The sequence below is a fragment of the Kordiimonas lacus genome, assembly GCF_001550055.1.
GTDB lineage: Bacteria > Pseudomonadota > Alphaproteobacteria > Sphingomonadales > Kordiimonadaceae > Kordiimonas > Kordiimonas lacus.
This window is the reverse complement of record NZ_LRUA01000006.1, coordinates 607,061-628,427: the sequence shown is the minus strand read 5'-3', so window position 1 is coordinate 628,427 and position 21,367 is coordinate 607,061. Positions and strand designations below refer to the sequence as shown.

The following is a 21,367-nucleotide window of genomic DNA, read 5'->3' as shown; positions in this document are numbered from 1 at the left end:
TTCATTTTGCGCGTAAAGGTTTGGCAGTTCAGATGCAAATTACAGTGAATGGTGAAGTGAAAACGCTTGAAGGGAATGCAAGCCTTCATGCGTTTCTGGAAGGGCTGGGGCTGGACCCAACGAAGGTCGCTGTCGAGCGCAATCTGGCGATTGTGCCCAAGTCCACCTTTTCCGAGGTCATGCTGGAAGACGGCGACAAGCTTGAGATTGTACATTTTATCGGCGGAGGACTGGAAACAGTGACGCACCCAAACGAAGACACATGGACCCTGGCGGGCGAGCAGTACCGTTCGCGCCTGATCGTTGGCACTGGCAAATACAAGGATTTCGAAGAAACAGCCAAGGCGGTTGAAGCCTCCGGCGCCGAAATCGTCACCGTTGCCGTGCGCCGGGTGAATGTGTCAGACCCGAACCAGCCGATGCTGGTGGACTATCTGGACCCCAGGAAGATCACATACCTGCCCAACACGGCAGGCTGTTTTGATGCCCAGTCTGCGCTGCGGACGCTTCGGCTCGCGCGCGAAGCCGGCGGCTGGGACCTCGTGAAGCTTGAGGTGCTGGGCGACCAGAAAACGCTTTATCCGAACATGCAGGAGACTTTCATCGCGGCAGAAGAACTGATCCGCGACGGCTTCAAGGTCATGGTTTACTGCTCTGATGATCCGATTGCAGCGAAGAAGCTTGAAGACATGGGCTGTGTGGCCATCATGCCGCTTGGTGCGCCGATTGGCTCTGGCCTTGGTATTCAGAACCCGGTGCAGATCCGCTTGATGATCGAGCAGGCCAATGTGCCCGTCCTGGTGGATGCGGGCGTTGGTACGGCCTCTGATGCGGCTGTCGCGATGGAGCTTGGCTGTGACGGCGTCTTGATGAATACAGCGATTGCGGAGGCCAAAGACCCGATCAAGATGGCGCGTGCCATGAAGCTGGCGGTTGAAAGCGGGCGGCTGGCCTATCAGGCTGGTCGGATGCCGAAGAAACGCTACGCCGATCCAAGTTCGCCGCTTTCCGGCCTGATCTAGCGCCAGCGAGGCACATGACAGTAAAAGAAAAGGCCGCAGTTAGCGGCCTTTTTTGTTGTCTTGATCAAACACGGGTTACTCCGCGCCGTTGTCTGCCATATTCTCGCGCGCACGGGAGACAGCCTCGGCCAACCGGTTGTAGCCTTCGGCGCCAACGATAATGTCGTCGGCAATGATATAGCCTGGCGTGCCGTCAAAACCGATGTCCTGGCCGATGGCCAGGCTGTTTTTCACGTTCTTTTCAACCAGCTTGTCCTGCATGTCAGCCTTCAGTTGGTCCACATTCAGCCCCACCGATGCCGCTAGGGTATAGATGCGGTCTTCGGTCAGTTGGACGCTGTCGCCCATCACGGCAAGGTGGAACTCTTCGAATTTGCCCTGTTTGTGGGCAGCGAGGGCGGCTTTGGCCGCTAGGAAAGAGACCGGCGGCTTACCTGGCTGGTCCAGGATCGGATACTGGCGCGGCACCAGACGGATGTTGCCATCGTCCTGTACCAGCTTCAAAACCGATGGGAAGTGCCGGCGGCAGTAGCCGCAGCGATAATCGAAGAATTCAACGATTGTCACGTCGCCGTTCGGGTTGCCCAGCACCGGTGCGCCTTCCTCCCGTTCCAGAAAATCGCGATACAGATTGACCGCGGGCAGCATCTGGGAAACCAGTTGGCGGCGTTGCAGCTCGCGGATCGCTTTAACGACAATCTCCGGGTTTTCCATCAGATAGTCTTCAAGCACGCGTTCGATCTTGGCACGCTCGGCAGGGTCAATAGCGGTGTCCTGGGCCTGCGCGCCAAGCGTGCCAACAAGGGGCAGGGTCGCTGCCAGCGCAATCGCGGTAGGGGTAATCTTCACTGGGTTATGTCCTATTGGTCAAAGGCAACACGGCGTCTGCGCTGTTGTTGCTGTTGTTGTTTTCGGAATTTTTCTGCGGCTTCCTCTGAAACATACAGGATGTCCTGCGCGCGCAGCCACTCGGGCGTGCCGGTCTTGAAGCCTTCCATGGCCCGCTGGGCATGCATCACAGCCATCATTGGGTTGCCGCCTGAATAGAAGCGTTCGGCTGTCGCCAGGCTGGCTTCCGCGTCGCGGCCCATCCAGCTGTAGGCTTTCGCCAGATTGAACCAGGCAAAGCTGTTGCCGCGGTCATCGCGGGTGGCAGCCTCCAGAATCGGGATGGCGCGGTCCATCAGGGCCTTGTCTTCCAGGGAAACCATGGCCTGGCCAAGGGCTGTCGCAATCAATGGCTCATGGGGGGCTAGGTCTACCGCTTTTTGGAAGATGGGCAGGCTGTCACGCACCCGACCGTTTTCAAACAGAATCTGGCCCATGATTTCATAGAAGAATGGGTTGTTGGGTTCCGCTTCCACCAGTGCCCGGGCTTCAGCAAGCGCCAGATCCCACTCAAGCGACTTGTGGTAGGCATAGACGCGGGCATAGCGCGCGGCGATGCTGGTGTCGCTGGTTGGATATTTTCTGAGTGTTTGGCGCGGCTGGTAAAGGTAGCCCAGCAGTTTGGCCTTCAAGCGCTGGAATTTTTCCTCAAGAACCGGGTCAGCCTTTGCCTGGAAATGCGGATTCTTCTCAACTGCTTCCTGCAGTTGAAGGATACGGGTGCGGTTGAGGGGGTGTGACCGAACATATGGGTCCTGGCGCACTTGGGCCAGGATTTCCTGATCGCGCAGCTTGTCGAAGAAGCGAATCATGCCGTCGCCGGAGATGCCGGCTTCCTCCAGGTAGCGCGCGCCCGCCAGATCTGCTTCGCTTTCCTGACCGCGGCTGTAGGCCAGGAACTGGCCCTGCGCCATGGATTGCCCGGCCATCATGATGCCCATGCCGGCGTCCGCGCCACCAGCCAGAATGGCAGCCGCCCCCAGCACCATCGACAGGATGGATGTAGTGCCCGCATTCGCGTAAGCCTCGCCGGTCCTGATCCGGTGGCCACAGGCAATGTGGCATGTCTCGTGTGCGATCACGCCCAGAAACTCCGTCACATCATCGGCCTCCAGAATCAGGCCGGAGTGGATGAAGATATTCTGTCCACCTGTGACAAAGGCGTTGATCGAATTTTCATGCAGCAAATACATATGGACCGAAGCGGGGGTCAATCCGGCGGCCCGGAAGATGGGGTCTGACGCTTCATGGAGAAAGGCCTCTGTTTCCGCGTCCCTCAGGATTGACTGCGCGCGGGCAGGCGACAGGGGGAAAGCCAGCAGAAAAACAGCAAGGGCGATAAAGAGTTTTGTGAAGCGTCGCAACAGTTGTCTCCAAGTTTCCGCCCACGCTATGGGGTGGCGGCTTAATCGTCAATGAACATCCACTGACAACGCCGTGAGATTACCGGCTATTCGCTTGGTGGTATAAACAACAAAGGCGGCGAAGCTGTGACCTCGCCGCCTTTGATTAAACTTTCAAGGCTTAGCCGAACGTACGTTGCCACCAACCTTTACGTTTCGGACCGCCGTCGTCCTCTGCAGGAACGGGGCTTGCTGCCTGGTCGTTACCGTCGGACGATACAGAGATTTTCTGTACAGGCTTGTCCTCAGGCTTTGGGGCAGGCTTGGCTTTCGCCGCAGGCTTCGCCTTTTCAGGTTTGGCGGGAGCATCTGCTTTGGCGTCAGCCTTGGTTTTTGCTTTTGGATCAGCTTTTGCGTCTGCCTTCGGCGCAGCCTTGCGTGTGCGACGCTTCGGCTTTTCTTCCGCCTCTGGCGCAGCTTCTGCTACCGGCTTGGTGTCAGCATCGGCTGCAGGCGCATCAGCGTCTACTTTCTTGCGGGCGCGGGTGCGGCGCTTCGGCTTTTCTTCTGCCTCTGGCGCGGCTTCAGCTTCCGGCTTGGCATCCGCGGCAGGCGCATCAGCGTCTGCTTTCTTGCGGGTACGCGTGCGGCGCTTCGGCTTTTCTTCTGCCTCTGGCCCAGCTTCTGCTTCCGGCTTGGCATCCGCGGCAGGCGCATCAGCGTCAACCTTCTTGCGGGCGCGCGTGCGGCGCTTCGGCTTTTCTTCTGCCTCTGGTGCGGCTTCAGCGTCCGGCTTGGCGTCAGTATCCGCGGCAGGCGCATCGGCGTCTACTTTCTTGCGGGCACGGGTGCGGCGTTTCGGCTTCTCTTCCGTCTTGGCGTCGGCAGTATCTGTCACGGCTTCGGCGGCAACTGGCTGCGTAGGTGCGTCACCTTCAGCAGCGACTGGGGCTTCATCACCCTCAGAGCCTGCTGGGCGGTCATCGCGACCCCGACGACGACGGCCACCACGGCTGCCACGGCGGCGGCGTGGTTTGCCATCGCGGTTATCGTCCTGTTGGTCGTCGTTTGAGTGCTCTGCGTCGGCCTGGTCGTCTTCGTCCTTGCCGTCACTATTTTGCGCCTGTGCGTCCATTTCCTGGCCGTCCTGGCCACGTTCACCCCGGCGGCGGCGGCGGCGACGACGGCGCTTGCGGCGCGGCTTGTCATCGTCTGACTTCTCGTCGTCATGGTGGGTTGGGGCAGGGCGCGCTGCTTCCTGCTGAACTTCAGGCTCAGCAGCCAGAAGGCTCTCTGCGGTCACCGCAGCTTCCACTGGGGCGTCGGATTTGGCGCCTGGCGTGATGGCTTCGCGGGTGATTTCGGTCTCGGACGAGCCAAAGGATGGCGACGCCGTAACTTCAATTGTGAAGTTATAGCGGGATTCCAGTTCCGTCAGCATGCTGCGCTTCTTGTTCAGCAGGTAGATGGATACTTCCGGGCTTGCGGTTACGCGAACAAGCGAGCTGCGGCCACGGATGCCTTCTTCTTCAAGCTGGCGCAGAACCATGAGAGACGCAGATTCAACAGACCGCACGATGCCGGTACCGGAACAGTGCGGGCATGTTTCCATACTGACCTCAAGGAGGTTCGGACGCAGGCGCTGACGCGACATTTCCATCAGGCCGAAGCTTGAGATACGGCCTACCTGGATGCGCGCGCGATCAGCCTTCAGAACGTCTTTCATGCGACGCTCGACAGCGCGGTTATTGTTACGCTCTTCCATATCGATGAAGTCGATCACAACAAGGCCGGCCATGTCGCGCAGGCGAAGCTGGCGGGCAACTTCTTCTGACGCTTCAAGGTTGGTCTTGAGGGCGGTTTCTTCGATATTATGCTCACGTGTTGACCGGCCGGAGTTGACGTCGATGGAAATCAACGCCTCTGTCGGGTTGATCACGATATAGCCGCCGGACTTCAGCTGCACCACAGGCTGGAACATGGCCTCGAGGTGGTTTTCCACCTGATAGCGGTGAAACAGCGGAATGTGGTCCTTATAGTGCTGAACCTTCTTGGCGTGGCTTGGCATCAGGAGCTTCATGAAGTCCTTGGCCGCGCGGTAGCCTTCTTCGCCTTCCACCAGAATCTCGTCCACCTCGCGGGTGTAGAGATCACGGATGGTGCGTTTGATCAGGTTGCCTTCCTCATACACGAGGGTAGGGGCAACGGATTCGAGTGTCTTCTCGCGGATACCGTTCCACAGGCGCATCATATATTCATAGTCGCGCTTGATCTCGGTTTTGGTCCGCTTCATGCCCGCTGTGCGGACGATCAGGCCCATTTCCTCAGGCACTTCCAGGTCCGAAATCATCTTTTTCAGACGCTTGCGGTCGGTGGCAGAGGAGATCTTGCGGCTGATGCCGCCAGAGTGGGTCGAATTCGGCATCAACACGCAGTAACGGCCAGCCAGCGACAGGTAGGTGGTCAGGGCTGCACCCTTGTTGCCACGCTCCTCTTTCACAACCTGAACGAGGAGCACCTGGCGGCGCTTGATCACTTCCTGAATGTTGTATTTGCGCTTGAGAGCTTTCAGGCCACGACGGCGCGCCGCAGCTTCTTCGATCTCAGCGTCTTTTTCCTCATCATCGCCATGCTGGATTTCGGTTTCGTCTTCGTTGGCGTCACCGTCTTTGCCAGACGCGTCAAGATCATCCGGGTCCCCATGTTCCGCAACAGCTTGCGTTTCTTCGGCCAGGATCTGCTCGCGGTCTTCGACCGGGATCTGATAATAGTCTGGGTGGATTTCACTGAAGGCCAGGAAGCCATGGCGGTTGCCGCCATATTCAACAAAAGCCGCCTGCAGGGAAGGCTCCACGCGGGTTACGCGTGCAAGATAGATATTCCCTTTAAGTTGACGTCTCGTTGCTGATTCGTAGTCAAATTCCTCTACGCGGCTACCTTTAATAACTGTAACGCGTGTCTCCTCTGGATGACGCGCGTCGATAAGCATTCTTGTCGACATATAATTGTTCTCCGGACTGGCTGCCGCGCAGGCACGCCCTCTTTAAGAAGGGGGGCGCAGGCAGGGTCCAATGGGTATGATTTTACTTTAGGAGTGGAGTAGGCAGTCCCCGGACAGGTATCGACCAAAGCAAAACGCCGCCGTTCACTCAATGGTGCACGACGTGAAATTTGTGTTTTCGATGCGCAAAGCCGCTTGGCCATTGCCGGTTCATGTCCTTGTTTGGCCTTGGGTTCGATGGCGATCTCTATCAAGAGTGAGACCGCGAGAGCGTCCCTTCAAGGCCGCGACCTGCCGCAAACATACGGCCGATCGATAAACTCGCATGGGTAAAATAGTGAAAGCGGGCATGCTTTACAATCGAAATTGTTCCATCTCGGCAATAAAACTGTATAAGCAGAGAGAGAGCGTTGGGATTTGTTTCTCTTGAGCGATTAAGCCGTTATTCATACTATGGTGGGCATAGTCACTGTAATTTGAGCTGTTTTTCGGGGAAGAGTGTGGTTTTGCGTAGCCTACAGTTACTGTTTCTGAGCCTGAGCATCCTGCTTGGTGGAAGCGGTGCTCTCTTTGCAAAAGATATCGATATTTCTGGCATCCGTTTTGGTCAGAACGGCAATGTGACCCGTTTTGTGCTGGATGTGTCCGAAAAAGCGGAGCCCAGCATCTTCCTGCTGGCAGATCCCTACCGGGTAGTGATCGACCTGCCGGAAGCCGATTGGCGCGCGAGCGACAGTGTCAAGGCATCCGGGGCGGTTGATGGATTTCGTCACGGGCTGTTTTCCCCTGGCATCTACCGGATTGTGCTGGACCTCAAGGACCCTGCTGTAATCAAAAGCTCTTTCCATCTGCCGCCAAGGGGCGGATACGGCCACAGGCTGGTGCTTGATCTTGAAACAACATCGCGCGACCGGTTCCTGGTTGCCGTGAAAGACAGTAAAAAGGCGCGCCCGGTCATTGTGGCCAAAGCCACGCCCGAAGTGGTCAGCCCGCGCCGCAGTGTGACTGGTAAACGGGTTATCGTGATTGATCCAGGCCATGGAGGGCCGGATCCAGGGAACCTTGGCGTTATTGGTGTGCATGAAAAGGTGATTGTGCTGGCGATTGCCCGCGCAGTGCGGGACGAACTTGTCAGCACCGGACGCTATGACGTGCGCATGACACGTGACCGTGACATTTTCTGGCCTGTGCGCGAGCGCTTCCGGATTGCACGGCGCCACGGTGCGGACCTCTTTATCAGTATCCATGCGGATTCAATCAACCGCCCTGACGTGAAGGGCGGCAGTGTCTATAATCTTTCGGAAACCGCATCGGATAAGGAAGCGGCCCGCCTTGCGGCCCGCGAGAACAAATCCGACGTGATCGCCGGCGTGAACCTTGAACAGGCGGATGATGAAGTTTCGTCCATCCTGATTGACCTGGCGCAGCGCGAGACGATGAATTTCTCGGCGCAGTTTGCTGCCATTCTGGTGTCTGAACTGGAACGCGATGTGCCCATGCTGAGACGGGCGCACCGCTTTGCCAACTTGGGCATGCTGAAGGCGCCTGACGTGCCGTCAGTGCTTCTGGAGGCCGGCTATCTGACAAACAAGCAGAACGCCCGTTTCCTTAATAGTCGGGACGGCCAACGTCGTATCGCCAAGGCCGTGCGCCGGGCGATTGACCGCTATTTCGAACAAATGGTAGCGCTGGGCCGCTAATTGCCTTAACTGCGACACATTCTGTTGCCATCTATGGCATGGGACAATTTATGCTTTTTGCCTGTGCTGACAGGCGTTTGAGATACAATGGCTGACACTGACAAAAATCAAACGAACAAGGCGGACAAGGCCGAACAGAAGACGGCGCAGAATGTCAAGAAACCGCTGTGGCGGCGCCTGCTAAAGTATGGCCTGATTTTGGGTGCCGTTGGGACCGTGTCTGTTGGTGTGCTGATTGTCTGGGCTATCATCTATTATGGCCGCGACTTGCCGGACTACCGCCAGCTGGCGCAGTATGAGCCCGCCGTGGTTACCCGCGTTCATGCGGGCGACGGTAGCCTGCTGACCGAATATGCCCGCAAGCCGCGGGTGTTTGTGCCGATCAATGCCGTACCGGACCAGTTGATCCACGCCTTCCTGTCCGCAGAGGACAAGAACTTCTATGAGCATAACGGCCTTGATTACATGGGCATGGTGCGCGGCAATATCCGCAACGTGGCGAATGTTATCCAGGGGCGGCCGCTGCAGGGTGGTTCCACGATCACACAGCAGGTGGCACGTACCTTCCTGCTGACGCTTGATCAGAAGCTGGACCGCAAGATCAAGGAAATGATCCTGACGCTCAGGATCGAACGGGCCTTTTCAAAGGACCATATCCTCGAACTGTATCTGAACGAGATCAACTTCGGGAACAGGTCGTATGGCGTTGCTGCTGCGGCACAGAATTATTTCAACAAGGCGCTGAACGAGCTCACAGTCGCCCAGATGGCCTATCTGGCGGCTTTGCCGAAAGCACCACACAACTACCATCCTATACGCCATAAAGAACGCGCTGTTGGCAGGCGGAACTGGGTATTGTCGCGGATGAACCTCTTGGGGTACATCACCGATGAAGAATATCAGGAGGCCCTCAAGGAAGACCTTGTGATGGCAACCGAGACCGATCAGGCCCGCTTTGAAGCCGCGCATTTTGAAGAAGAAGTACGCCGCCGGGTCGGGCGCATGTATGGCACCAAACAGCTTTATGAGGGCGGTCTGTCGGTCCGCACATCGCTGGAGCCGCGCCTGCAGGCAATTGCGGAACGCACACTGCGGGATGGTCTTGTGGCCTATGACCGCCGTCACGGCTGGCGCGGGCCAATCAGCAATATTGTCATCAGCAATGGCTGGGTCGACGCGCTCAAGGAAATCAACCGTCCGCTTGGGTATGCCGAATGGCAGCTGGCTGCGGTACAGGAAGTCCGCGCCGACGGCGCCGTGATTGGCCTCAAAGACGGCAGCTACGGCTTTATTCCGTTTGAGGAAATCAAATGGGCGCGCGCCTGGCGCGAAGGCGAAACCCTGGGGCCTAGCGTCAAGGACCCGGCACAGGTGCTGTCAGTCGGCAATGTAATCGCCGTGGAGAAAATCAAAGGCGACGCTGTGGCGCTCACCAGCTTCTTCAGCGAAGACGGCCAGCCGGTTGGCGATGTTGCGCCTTTTGCGCTCCGCCAGATACCGGCAATTGAAGGCGCACTGGTGGCCATGGACCCCCATACGGGCCGCGTACTCGCGATGGTGGGTGGCTTCGATTATGACGCCAGCCAATATAACCGCGCCGTGCAGGCCGAACGCCAGCCGGGCTCGGCCTTCAAGCCGTTTGTTTATGCTGCGGCCCTCGATAAAGGCTTCACGCCGGCCAGCCTTGTGCTCGATGCACCGTTCGTGATTGACCAAGGCGACGGGCAGGGCAAATGGAAACCGCGGAACAGTTCCAACAAGTTCTACGGCCCCAGCACGCTGCGGTTCGGCCTGGAAAGGTCCAAGAACCTGATGACGATCCGACTGGCTCAACACCTTGGGATGCCAACGGTTCTCAAGTATGCGGACAAATTCGGTATCGGCGAAAATATGGAGCCGACGCTTGCATCATCACTTGGCGCATCAGAAGTGACGCTTCTGGAGCTGACGGGCGCTTACAGCATGCTGGTGAACGGCGGCAAGCAAATCAAACCGTCGCTGATTGACCGGATACAGGATCGTCGCGGCCGTACAATCTATAAGCATGATGAACGCCAGTGCGTGGAATGTACCATTCAGTGGGAGCGGACCACCAACGAACCGGAGATCCCGGATGACCGTGAGCAGATCCTTGATCCGTTGACCGCTTACCAGATGGTTTCAATGCTTGAGGGCGTTGTGCAGAACGGGACCGGGCGTAAGATTCGTGTACTGGGTAAGCCGCTTGCCGGTAAAACAGGCACCACCAACGATGCCACAGACGCCTGGTTTGTCGGGTTTTCGGCTGACCTTGCCGTTGGCGTGTTCACCGGTTTTGACCGCCCACGGTCGCTTGGGCGCTTTGAAGAAGGCTCAAGCGTCGCTGTGCCCATATTCCGGGATTTCATGCGTGACGCGCTCAAGGGCGAACCGGGTGTGCCGTTCCGGATGCCGTCCGGTATCCGCCTTGTGCGGATCGACGCCAAGACCGGCCAGCCAGCTACGATGGGCGATGAGGATGTGATATTGGAGGCCTTCAAGCCAGGGACCGAACCCCGTGTCGGGCAATATGCAGTACTTGACGGCTCGCTTGAAAACGGTAAAACCAAAAGCACAATTCGCAAGGGCACCGGCGGTATCTATTGATCCCTGGTTCGCCCGGGATGACTTAAGTAACGAAGGAAGTGTTTATGCGCGCGGAAGCTCAGGCAACCGTCGACCAACTCCAGCAGTCAATGGCACTGCTGAGGAGGCATCTTTGACTGGGATCGGGCTTTACTCAGGCTGGAAGAGCTGAATGCATTAGCCGAAGACCCTGATCTTTGGAATGATCCACAGAATGCACAGAAACTGATGCGCGAGCGTACCAAGCTCGATGACGCCATCAAGGCCGTGCAGGAAATCGAAACCGACCTTTCTGACACGCTGGAGATTCTTGAGCTCGCCGAAATGGAAGGCGATGCGGACATGGAATCGGAAGCGGAAGAGCAGATCAAGGGCCTGGCTGAAAAAGCCAAGGACGCTGAGCTGAAGGCGTTGCTGTCGGGTGAGGCGGACGGTAACGATACCTACGTTGAAATCCACTCAGGCGCTGGCGGTACGGAAAGCCAGGACTGGGCGTCCATGCTGCACCGCATGTATATGCGCTGGGCCGAGAAGCGCGGCTTCAAAGTGGAAACCGTCCAGTATATGCCGGGCGAAGAGGCGGGCATCAAATCCGCCACGCTGCAGATCAAGGGCGAGGACGCCTATGGCTGGCTGAAGACCGAATCCGGTGTCCATCGGCTGGTGCGGATTTCGCCCTATGACAGCAATGCGCGCAGGCACACCAGCTTTGCGTCTGTCTGGGTTTATCCGGTGATCGACGACAGCATTGAGATCGATATCAACGAAGGCGACCTGAAGGTGGATACCTACCGGGCGTCGGGCGCGGGCGGCCAGCATGTGAACACGACCGATAGTGCGGTACGGATTACCCACCAGCCGTCCGGCATCGTGGTACAGTGCCAGGCCGAACGGTCCCAGCACAAGAACCGTGCGGCGGCCATGAGCATGCTGAAGGCGCGGCTTTATGAGGCCGAGCTTCGGCGCCGGGAAGAAGAAGCCAATGCGGTCAATGCCACCAAGACCGAAATCGGTTGGGGCCACCAGATCCGTTCCTATGTGATGCAGCCGTATCAGATGGTGAAGGATTTGCGCACAGGCGAAGAATCCGGCCAGCCTGACAAGGTGTTGGACGGTGACCTTGACCGCTTCATGGCGGCGGCGCTTGCGGCGCGGGTACACGGCACAGACACCGAAGTCGCGGATATCGACTAAGGCTTTGCCACCTGAACATGAAAAAGGCGCCTCGAAGGGCGCCTTTTTTATTGCCTGATACCAGTGTGCTTATTCGGCAGCTGGTTTTGCCTTGACGAAGGAGGGCGTTTCCGCCGTTTCATCCTTCTTTGGGGCTGCAGCAGAAGCCATCGGGGCTGCCTTCCCTTCGGTCGGGTTCGACGAATGCGCGAACCGGCCGGTCAGTTTGGCGCCGGCTTCAACAGACAGGCTTTCGTGAACCACATCGCCTTCAACAATAGCGCTCTTTTCAAGGCGTACCGAGCGGGCGCGAATTTCGCCTTTGACGGTACCGCGGACAGTCACATTATCGGCTGAGATGGTGCCTTTTACAGCGCCGCTCTCGCCCATGACAAGACCGCCACAGGACACGTCGCCCGTGATGCTGCCGTCAAGCTGTAGTTCGCCGTTTGTACGGACATTGCCTTCAATCTGAACGTCTGATGCGATGAGGGAAGGGGTGGTCGCTGCACCCGAGCGGGGCGCTGGCGTGTTATTGCTGACTGGTTTCTTCATTTCTTCCTTGGATTTCGAGAACATCGTTTGCTGCTTTCATGAAAGGCATCGGATCGCGCACTTGGCCGTCAAACCAGACTTCATAGTGCAAGTGGGTCCCCGTAACTCGACCGGTCTTTCCCATGTCGCCGATACGTTGTCCCATCGTTACAGTCTCTCCCTTGCTGACCCTTAGCTTTCGCATATGGCCATAGCGCGTCTTGAACCCGTTGCCGTGATCGATTTCGACCATATTGCCGTAGGGCCAGATATTGCCAGCCCGGACAACCTTGCCCTGGGCTGTTGCATAAATCGCGGTTCCGGGCCAGCCTGCCAAATCCACGCCGTTATGATTGTCAGGCGTTTTCTTAACAGGATGGATACGGTACCCAAACCGCTCAGAGAGATAAAAATCCTCCGCCGGTTTGCCGACGGGGAAACTATTTAGCACCAATGTGACCATCTCAAGGCGCTGGCGAGAATTCGTCAAACGCAGGAAGGTCTCCTGGTCATTGTCCTGAAATACAGGCTGAAAATCGGCCTGTGACGCATCATACTGATTCCCGACTTTCCTGACGAGGGCCTCTGCCTTCTCGATCAATGTGTCGTTGTCCAGCTTTGTAGGCTCCAGAATACGGTCGATATTGGCGATCTTTGCTTCAGCCTCAGACAGCAGGGCGTTGGCCAGTTGTTGCTGGCGCGCTTCCATCTGCTGGAGTCTGGAAAGCAGGTTCTTGCGTCGGTCGTTATTGGACAGGATCGCGGCCTGTGCTGTACCGGCACCAAGGATTTCCGCGAAGAAACCCGGTTTACTGTCGCTGTTGAAAGACGTGCGCTCTGGATTTTGTGCAGCGATCTCTTCTGCATCGTCCTGGGCCGGTGCTGCCGTACTCGCTTTTTCAACACCAACAACTTCTTCCAGAAACTGCTGACGTGTCTCAAGCTGTTCCGCTTTACGCTCCACTTCCATTTCAAGCGCCGAAAAGTCGTTGGACAGCGATTCATACTGCGCTGACATGGTCGTAATGGTGCGGTTCTTGGCTTCAAGCACCTGGTCGCGGGTAAGATAGTGATAGGATGTCACGCTGCCCCAAATCAGGGCGCTTGAAAGGGCAGTTGCAGCCACCATTTGGGTGTAGCTGCCAATGGTAACAAAGCGAACGCGGCCTTCGCTGCGCAAAAACAGCTGGCGCTCCGGAAAATATCTTTGCCGGAAGATCTGGAATTTCTCTAATAAAGTCAGATCGTTACTCAACTACCATCCACGCAATGCGCGTCCTCACCCTGTTGGTCCCTGCTCGAAGTCATTCCTCTATATAGGCATGCATCAAGCTAATAAAGTTATAATTTATAGTAGTTTTTTGCCATTCCACCGAATTTCGGCCGAATGGTCAAGCCTATTGTCCGTCTGCAAGCAGCTCCGCAAGGGGCTCATAGAAGGAGCAGGGCAGGCCGGCACGGTTGCGGGCAGGCTTGTTGAAAGGCGGCTTGAGGGAGCCTTTGAAATATTCGCCCACCAGTTCCTGGAACCAGACCTTGTCGTCCAGCCCGCCTTGTTTGGCCAGATGCTTGAACCACCGGGTTCCGGCACTGACGTGGCCGATTTCTTCTTCATAGATGGTTTGCAGCACATCAGCGGACGTGACGTCTCCGGCTTTCTTGAACTGCTCGATCATCTTGGGCGTGACATCCAGGCCGCGGGCCTCGAGCACCATGGGCACAATGGCCAGCCGGGCAGGCAGGCTGTCTTTGGTGTCCATGGCGGACTGCCAAAGACCGTCATGAGCAGGCAGATCGCCATAATAGCAGTCCAGCGCCTTCAGGCGCGCCTGCAAAAGGGAAAAATGACGGGCTTCGTCATCCCCAACCTGTACCCAGTCATCGGTGAAGCCTTTTGGCATCAGGTCACCAAAGCGGGCGACCAGATCAAACGCCAGATCAATGGCATTCAGTTCGATGTGTGCGATGGCATGCAGAAGGGCGCGGCGGTTGCCCTCTGTGCCGCCTTTGCGACGCTTTGGCATATCCGCGGGCATCATCAGGACCGGCTTTTCTGGCCTTTCGGGGCGGAGCGGCGGCTGGACAGTGAAGTCAAACTCCAGCGTACCACCGCGCCATTTGGCAGCCGCCAGACGGGCCATTTCAGCTTTCTCGCGCGGGCGCCCGGTGTTGAGGACAGCCACGGCAGCTTCGCTGATATTTTTCCATTCTGCGGTCATGGATCAGACTATAGCCCTTTGACAGCTTCAAGGACCGCCTCGGCGTGCCCTTTGACCTTCACCTTGTGCCAGACCTCGCGTACGGTGCCTTCACCGTCAATCAGGAAGGTGGCGCGCTCAATGCCCATATATTCACGGCCATAGAGCTTCTTCTGCACCCAAACGCCGTAGTCTTCAATGGTTTTACCGTCTTCATCAGACAAGAGGCGTACTTTCAGTTCCTGCTTGGCGATGAAGTTATCGTGTCGCTTGACGCTGTCCTTGGACATGCCCAGCACAACGGCGCCAGCGGCCTCAAATTCACCGATCAGTGACGTGAAATCCTTGGCTTCGGTGGTGCAGCCAGGGGTGCTGTCCTTGGGGTAGAAATACAGAACCACTTTTTTGCCCTTGAAGTCGCTGAGCGACAGCGTTTCGCCGCCATCGGTGGGCAGGGTAAAGGCAGGGGCTTTATCTCCAACGTCAATGCTCACGTCATGTCCTCCGGTTATCTCTTTTGCTGCAGATTATGCGTCTTCTGCAGTCGGTAAGGCATTCGCCGGTTCCTCTATCACAGTTTGGAACAAGCTGTATATGTCTGATTGTTTACGGACAAGGTCTGCCCGCAGATCGTTGAAAGTTGCCTTCCCCGTGGCCCGGCACAATGTGGACCGAAGCGCCTTTGGGATGGCGCTGTCGTCAGCCGGACTGCCGCCCAGGCAAAGGCGCAGCAAGCTTTGCACCTGTTGCATATATTCGTGTCCTCCATGGAGGGTTGCGGCCTGTTCCTCGGTCAGGGCCCCGGCGGCAGCAAGCCGACTGATGCTTTCGTCCAGTTGTGGGTGGAAGATATCCTTTGCCCTGTTGCCTTCCCGAAGCATCAGATACTGGCAGATGAATTCCATATCCACGAGCCCGCCCCGCGCGTGCTTGATGGCCCACGGATTGTCGGTGCCGAACTGCGCGAACAGCTTGCCGCGCATGTCATGAACGGCCCGCAGCAGCGCGTCACCGTCCCGTGAGGCAGTCAGCACCGAAATGATGGTGCTGACGAGGGCCTCGCGAATGCTGTCCGGCGCCAGGATCACGCGCGCGCGGGTCAGCGCCATATGTTCCCATGCCCAGGCCGCTTCCGTATAATAGTCAGCAAAGGTCTTGAGCGTCACAACAAGCGGGCCCTGGCTGCCAGACGGCCTGAGGCGGGTATCGACCTCATAAAGCCGGCCTTCGGGCGTCAGTGCTGTGATGGCCGTGATGATATGTTGGCCAAGGCGGGAAAAATATTGGCTTGGCATCAAGGGCTTAGGCCCATCCGACAGGCTGTCCATATCCGGCACATGATAGAGGAAGACGATGTCCAGGTCGGATGTGTGTGTCAGCTCGCCGCCGCCATATTTTCCCATGGCCACAATCGAAATACCGCCGCCTTCGAAGCGACCATGCTTTGTGGCGAACTCATCCTCGACGCGTTTTGTCAGGGCTTTCAAGGTTACATCAGCAAGCCGCGTGTGGGCTTCACCGCATTCTTCAACGCTGGCAAGCGATTCCAGCAACTGGACGCCAATGCGGAAGCGGTGTTCGGCCACGAACCGTCGGACGATATCCAGGATATCCTGATAGTCGCGGGCACTATCCAGCAGTTCTTCAAGCTTTTCCCTGAGGTCCTCTTCGCTTTCGAGCGGCGCATAGAAGCCAGGTTCTAATACTGCGTCCCAGAGGTCAGGTTTTTTCCCTAGTGTTTCAGCGAGAGCGGGCGCGAGCCCCATGACATGTGCCAGCAACTGGAACAGCGAAGGGTTGGACTGAAGAAGGGAGAAAAGCTGAACGCCACCAGGCAGTTGCGATATGAATCTGTCAAATCGGGTGAGGGCGCTGCCAGCGTTTTCCGTGCCTGAAAAGGCTTCCAGAAGGCCAGGCAATATCTGTTCAAGCAAGCCTCTGGCGCGTTCCGTTCGAAGCGCCCTGTGACGCCCCCGCCGCCAGCCATCGATCACTGCGGCAGAATTGTCCGGGTCTTCAAAGCCGAGCTTCGCGAGCGTGGCCGGCAGGTCGCCTTCGGAATAGCCGTCATTTTTGGCTGTGTCGTCTTCGGGCAGCAAGTCTTCATAAATCTGGCTGATCGGCTTGGTGTGGCAGGTAACAGCTTCCTTGAAGCTGGCTTCATCCGCATACCCCATAAAGGATACCAGGCAAGCGAACCGGTCATCGTCGTCCGGGATATCGTGGGTTTGCTCGTCATTCATCATCTGAATGCGGTGCTCTAACGTGCGCAGGAAGCGGTAGCCCTTCGAAAGCGTCTTATGGACCTTGCCGTCGATAATCTGGTCCATTGCCAGCATGTCAAGGGCGTCCAGCGTGCCCCTAAGCCTGAGCGCCGGGTGCCGGCCTGCATGTAGTAACTGGTTGATTTGCGTGAAGAATTCTATCTCCCGAATGCCGCCATAGCCCAGTTTGACATTGTATCCCTTGAAGGCGGTCTGGGTTTGGCCATAGTGACGGTTGATCTGATTTTTGATGGCGGCAATATCATTGAGGGCCGCGAAATCCATATTCTTGCGCCAGATCCAGCGCGCCATGGTCTCAAGATAGGCTTTTCCTGCTGTCTGGTCGCCGGCCACCACGCGGGCCTTGATCATGGCAGACCGTTCCCAGTTCACAGCCATGGAATGATAGTAAGTTTCGGCGGCTTCAACGGCCAGGGCTACAGGGGTGGCGCCAGGGTCGGGCCTCAAGCGCAGGTCGGTGCGGAACACATAGCCGTGCATGGTCCGGGTTTCCATGATCTTCATCAGTTCCTGGGTCAGGCGGATGAAGCACTGCTTGACGGTTTTGGTCCCAGTGTAGCGCACACGGTCGGTGTCATAGAGGGCGATCAGGTCGATATCCGAGGAATAATTGAGCTCATAAGCCCCCAATTTGCCCATGCCGAGAATGAAATAGCCGCACGAGGCCGCAAGGGCCGGACTGGCGGCTTCTTCCTCACCGTTCGGCCACGCCAGTTCGCCGGCTTTCATGCTGGCGTGCAACAGGTGCGCGAGCGCCAGCTCGAGCGCCGCATCAGCAAAACGGCTGAGGGCCGTCGTGACGTCCTCTAAGCTCCACCAGCCAGCAACGTCGGCGGCGGCAGTCAGGAATGCTGTGGCGCTTTTCTGTTCACGCAGGAAGGCCATCAGGTCCGGGGTCTTTTCACCATCAGGGCGGGGCGCAGTCAGGGACGCGAGGATGGCCTCAAAATGGCTGTCCGGATCGCCCTGCAGATATGCAGCGGCAAGCGCGGGCTGACGCCTGGCAATGCCCGCCAGAAAGTTACTGTGACCGAAAAGCGCATCTGCCAGCGCCCGTGCAGACTCATTGCCCTTGAGGGCAGAATCACTTTCGGCTACAGCTGCCCAAATTTCGTCTGCTTTTTCCTTATGATAAGCTTTCGGTAGTGTATGTGTCGAGTGTGACATACAGAAGGATCAACTTTCTGAGTTTTTATTTGCGGACAGACACGAGTGTTCATACCTTGCCTAGTCAAATCAAGGGCAATTAAGGCGATCGGACGTCATCTTTGAAAAAGTCTCTGGGCATTATGGTCAGAACGGGGGTGTGGGTTGCGACAGCAGCAGTGTTGCTGGCGTGCCTTTTGTTTGCGCGCCTGCTGTTTGCGCCGATTGATATGGGCTTTGCCCGAGACGAGATAATCGGCCAGGCGGAAGGGATCCTGCCAGGCTGGAAAATTGAATTCGATCAAACCGAAATTGGCTGGGATTGGCGCAGCGTCAGGCCCTGGATTTCCATCACCAACCTGCGCCTGACGGACCGGGCCGACCGTCTGACTGCCCGGGTGCCGAGGGCGCGCGTGGGTGTCGCCTTTTCCAGTATCCTCGGGGACATTGGCCTGTCATCCGTTGAGTTGGACGCACCAAATGTCCTGGTGACAGATTTGGCAGGCTTTTCGGATGCCACGGGCAGTAGCGGGTTTTCAGACCTGTTCGGCGACAGCGGCCTGCCAAAACCCGCCGTATTCCGGCCTGTGACAGAAGCTTTTAGCCGTTTCGCAAAACGCCTGACCAACCAGGCGCCCGACCTGGACAATATCCTGTTGACCAGTTCGGTGATTGAAATTGTGCGCGGGGACGAGTTCCAGAATGCCCGTTTTGCCGTGCCGCGGCTCGAGCTGAATGCCAACGGTGATTTGCTGTCCCTGGCCGCCCTTGCCGACGTTATGCTTGGGAACCGGCCTGTCCAGCTGCAGCTGCAGGGTGAAGCCGAGCCGGAAGTAGGTGAGCTTACAGTCTCCGTGGCGTTCAGCCAGATGAACCCAAGTGATTTGAGCTTCCAGGCCAATATGCCTGAGGTGGTTACTTACCTCGATTTCCCGGTAACTTTGGGGCTGGATTTTGAGTTGGCGTCAAACGTGGGCCTTCGGTCCGCGCGCTTCCATGTGGGCATTGATGAAGGCTTTGTCAGCCATCCGGTGCGTTTCCCCGAAGCCGCGCCTGTCACATTCGGGTCCATCGACGGCTACTATGTTGCGTCGGAAGACATGGTTGTGATTGAGGAGCTGGAAGTGCAGGCCGGCGCGCGGCTTGTTACAGGCAGCGGTGTCTTTCAGTGGTTTGAGGAGCTGGATGAGCCCAGCGTAAAGCTGATGCTGCAGACAGATGCCGCAACCATTCCCGAAATTAAAAGCTATTGGCCAGTTGCCACCTATCCTGACGGTACGCCAAGGGGCGCGCGGGTCTGGGTGGATGAGAATATGATCCAGGGAACTGCTCGAAATGTCAGTTTCCATGTGGACTGGTCGCCGACCACCGGTGGTGCCTTCGCAAAAGGCAGCGCCATCCAACTGGATTTTGAATTCGACGGTATTGACACCAAGTACCTGCGTGAAATGCCCCCCATTGAAAATGCAATCGGTCATGGGCGACTGACGCGTGAAGAATTCGACATCGAGATAACAGCGGGCTCTGTCCTGGGCATGCCAATTGGCGGGTCGACCGCCCATATGTATGACATTCATATGCCGGGGCAGGGCACGGGGGAGTTCAATGTCAAGCTGACGGGGCCTGTGCCAACCATTATGGACCTGATTGCCTATGATCCGCTGAATGTACCGCAGAAGATCGATTTCGACCCCACGCGGCTTGACGGTACGGCAGATGTTGATGTCGCGATCACTGTGCCGCTTATCAAGGGCGTGCCGAAGGAAGATGTCGGTTACCGGGTGGAAGCGCACCTGAGGGGCACATCCGTCAGAGATCTCCTGGGCGGCGAAGGCCTGCGGGACGGTTCGATGATCCTGCAACTGGACGGTGACCGGCTGTCGCTCGCCGGGGATGCCCGCTTGAACGGGGTACCAGTAAGCCTTTATTGGCGCGAGGATTTCGCAGCCGGCCGCGACAATCCTGAGGCAGAAACCACGGAAGTGGTATTGGTTGGCGAATTCGATGAGACGGATATCCAGGCTTTTGGCGTCGATATTTCTGACTTTCTCGAGGGCAAGGCCGTGGGTGAAGCCACCTTCATTGGCCGCAATTTCAAATTCAGTCGTGGCTATTTCACTGCCGATACGACCGACGCGGTTCTAAAGGCATCCCAGCTTGCCTGGCGCAAGCCGGTGTCCAGCCCTGCGATGGTAACGGGCACACTGGTGCTTCGGGACGAGGGGACGTCCCTAAGCCCGCTTGTCGTGCAGGGCGAAAACGTGGATCTGGTTGCCTCATTCGACTGGGGTAGCCGCGAAAGCGGACGGCTGGATGGTGATTTTACTATTCGTCAGATGGGCAATCATCAGTTGGCGGGCACTGTGGTGCAGCGCGCGGGGAAGCCGACCAAGGTGAACATTGTGGCCGCAACGTTCGATGCCGGTGTTTACCTGCGGGAACTGGATGATGCGCCTGCAACGCCCTCGGCAGCAGCCAATGAGGCTGAGCAAAAAGGCGATGATGTCGACATCAAGCTTTTGGCTGACCGATTGTTGCTGCTGAATGGCGAGGCCTTGGAAAAGGCCTCCTTGGAGACCCGCTTCAAGGAAGGGGAGCCCAAAACACTGAGCTTCACCGGCTTTGTCCCCGGAACCGAGAAGCAGGTCGTTATGACAGTCGGAGAAACAGATGACCCGGCTGGGCAGGCCATTTCGCTTACCAGCCCGGATGCGGGCCATATCCTGCGGGGGCTAGGCCTGTTTGCACACCTGAGGGATGGCAGCCTGAATATGTCAGGCCTGACGTCAGGGTGGGGCGACCGGCTGCATATGGAAGGCGAGGCAAAAGTGCGCGACAGCCTGATGGTCTCGCAGGAGAACCTCGGCCCCGGGGTCAAAGAAGGCGTCGTGAGCGGCCTGAATGACTATCTATCGGATGGCCCGGTTTCGCTCGACAAGATTGACGTCCCTTTCGATTACACCAACAGCCTGCTTGACCTGTCTGGTCTGAAGGCCAATGGCCCGACGCTGGGCATGACCATGGAAGGGCAGATATCGGCCCGTGAAGACAAGATCAATGTAAACGGCGTCTTTGTACCGGCTTATGGCTTGAACTCTCTTCTGGGCAAGATCCCCATTTTGGGCGCGCTCCTGACCGGCGGCGAAGGCAAGGGCGTGTTTGGCGTATCCTACCGCGTGAAAGGCCAGCTGGAGAATCCTGAGTTCACCATCAATCCGGTCTCGGGCCTGGCACCTGGATTTCTGCGCCTGTTGTTTGAGGGCCGGAAAGGCAAGATTGCCGATGTGGAGCTGGAGCCGGACCCTGAAACTGCACCCGTTGATCCCGCTGATTTCGGTACCCCGGACGGCACGGAGCCGCAGCCTGGTGCCGATGGTGGCACTGCGCCAAAAGCGGAGCCGACACCAGAACCGGCGGAAGACCCCTCGGATGAGCCGAAAGACGAAGACAAGCCAGCCTCTTGAATGGTCTTG

At 57.4% G+C, this 21,367-nt stretch carries 13 protein-coding genes; 5 read left to right on the top strand and 8 right to left on the bottom strand.

The features are described from left to right. The first annotated feature begins 32 nt into the window (after nucleotides 1-32). On the top strand, nucleotides 33-1,022 hold the full coding sequence (gene thiS, locus KORLAC_RS11125) for a sulfur carrier protein ThiS (RefSeq protein ID WP_068307119.1): 990 nt from the start codon (nucleotides 33-35) through the stop codon (nucleotides 1,020-1,022). A gap of 75 nt (nucleotides 1,023-1,097) precedes the next feature. Here the strand turns inward: thiS and KORLAC_RS11120 are convergent, their stop codons facing one another. The 3 genes from KORLAC_RS11120 to KORLAC_RS11110 form a co-directional block, all read right to left on the bottom strand. Then, the gene (locus KORLAC_RS11120; protein WP_068306534.1) at nucleotides 1,098-1,871 is read right to left on the bottom strand and encodes a DsbA family protein; all 774 of its coding nucleotides are present in this window, start codon (nucleotides 1,869-1,871) and stop codon (nucleotides 1,098-1,100) included. An 11-nt stretch (nucleotides 1,872-1,882) separates the two neighbouring features. Then, nucleotides 1,883-3,274 (bottom strand): M48 family metalloprotease, encoded by a 1,392-nt coding sequence (locus KORLAC_RS11115; protein ID WP_068306532.1) that lies wholly within the window; start codon nucleotides 3,272-3,274, stop codon nucleotides 1,883-1,885. Nucleotides 3,275-3,434: 160 nt separating this feature from the next. Beyond that, complete coding sequence (locus KORLAC_RS11110; RefSeq protein ID WP_068306530.1) at nucleotides 3,435-6,254, bottom strand: Rne/Rng family ribonuclease; 2,820 nt, start codon at nucleotides 6,252-6,254, stop codon at nucleotides 3,435-3,437. Between the two features lie 500 nt (nucleotides 6,255-6,754). Between KORLAC_RS11110 and KORLAC_RS11105 the strand changes: the two genes are divergently transcribed. The 3 genes from KORLAC_RS11105 to prfB all read left to right on the top strand — a co-directional run bounded on the left by KORLAC_RS11105 (nucleotide 6,755) and on the right by prfB (nucleotide 11,752). Then, nucleotides 6,755-7,954 (top strand): N-acetylmuramoyl-L-alanine amidase, encoded by a 1,200-nt coding sequence (locus tag KORLAC_RS11105; protein WP_068306528.1) that lies wholly within the window; start codon nucleotides 6,755-6,757, stop codon nucleotides 7,952-7,954. An 87-nt stretch (nucleotides 7,955-8,041) separates the two neighbouring features. After that, entirely contained in the window at nucleotides 8,042-10,579 is a 2,538-nt protein-coding gene (locus KORLAC_RS11100) for a penicillin-binding protein 1A (RefSeq protein ID WP_068306526.1), read from the top strand. A 44-nt stretch (nucleotides 10,580-10,623) separates the two neighbouring features. After that, nucleotides 10,624-11,752 (top strand): peptide chain release factor 2 gene (prfB, locus tag KORLAC_RS11095; RefSeq protein ID WP_139167458.1). Its coding sequence is split into 2 segments (ribosomal slippage): nucleotides 10,624-10,692 and nucleotides 10,694-11,752, totalling 1,128 coding nucleotides; the frame shifts between segments, so codons are not numbered across the junction. Between the two features lie 69 nt (nucleotides 11,753-11,821). Here the strand turns inward: prfB and KORLAC_RS11090 are convergent. From KORLAC_RS11090 to KORLAC_RS11070, 5 genes are all read right to left on the bottom strand, one after another. Further along, a complete protein-coding gene (locus tag KORLAC_RS11090; protein WP_068306522.1) occupies nucleotides 11,822-12,286 on the bottom strand; it encodes a bactofilin family protein in 465 nt (154 codons plus the stop codon). Then, nucleotides 12,264-13,520 carry a M23 family metallopeptidase gene (locus KORLAC_RS11085; RefSeq protein WP_068306520.1) on the bottom strand — a complete coding sequence of 419 codons (1,257 nt, stop codon included), beginning with the start codon at nucleotides 13,518-13,520 and terminating at the stop codon, nucleotides 12,264-12,266. The genes KORLAC_RS11090 and KORLAC_RS11085 overlap by 23 nt, the downstream gene beginning before the upstream one ends. A gap of 142 nt (nucleotides 13,521-13,662) precedes the next feature. Further along, nucleotides 13,663-14,484 carry a ferritin-like domain-containing protein gene (locus tag KORLAC_RS11080; protein ID WP_068306518.1) on the bottom strand — a complete coding sequence of 274 codons (822 nt, stop codon included), beginning with the start codon at nucleotides 14,482-14,484 and terminating at the stop codon, nucleotides 13,663-13,665. An 8-nt stretch (nucleotides 14,485-14,492) separates the two neighbouring features. Further along, nucleotides 14,493-14,957: a thioredoxin-dependent thiol peroxidase gene (gene bcp, locus KORLAC_RS11075; RefSeq protein WP_068306516.1), complete on the bottom strand. Its 465-nt coding sequence runs from the start codon at nucleotides 14,955-14,957 to the stop codon at nucleotides 14,493-14,495. Nucleotides 14,958-14,990: 33 nt separating this feature from the next. Next, nucleotides 14,991-17,915, bottom strand: coding sequence for a bifunctional [glutamine synthetase] adenylyltransferase/[glutamine synthetase]-adenylyl-L-tyrosine phosphorylase (locus KORLAC_RS11070; RefSeq protein WP_068306513.1), 2,925 nt, complete (start codon nucleotides 17,913-17,915; stop codon nucleotides 14,991-14,993). Between the two features lie 101 nt (nucleotides 17,916-18,016). On the opposite strand from KORLAC_RS11070, the gene KORLAC_RS11065 reads away from it, so the two are divergent. After that, nucleotides 18,017-21,358: a YhdP family protein gene (locus KORLAC_RS11065; RefSeq protein ID WP_068306511.1), complete on the top strand. Its 3,342-nt coding sequence runs from the start codon at nucleotides 18,017-18,019 to the stop codon at nucleotides 21,356-21,358. Nucleotides 21,359-21,367 lie beyond the last annotated feature (9 nt).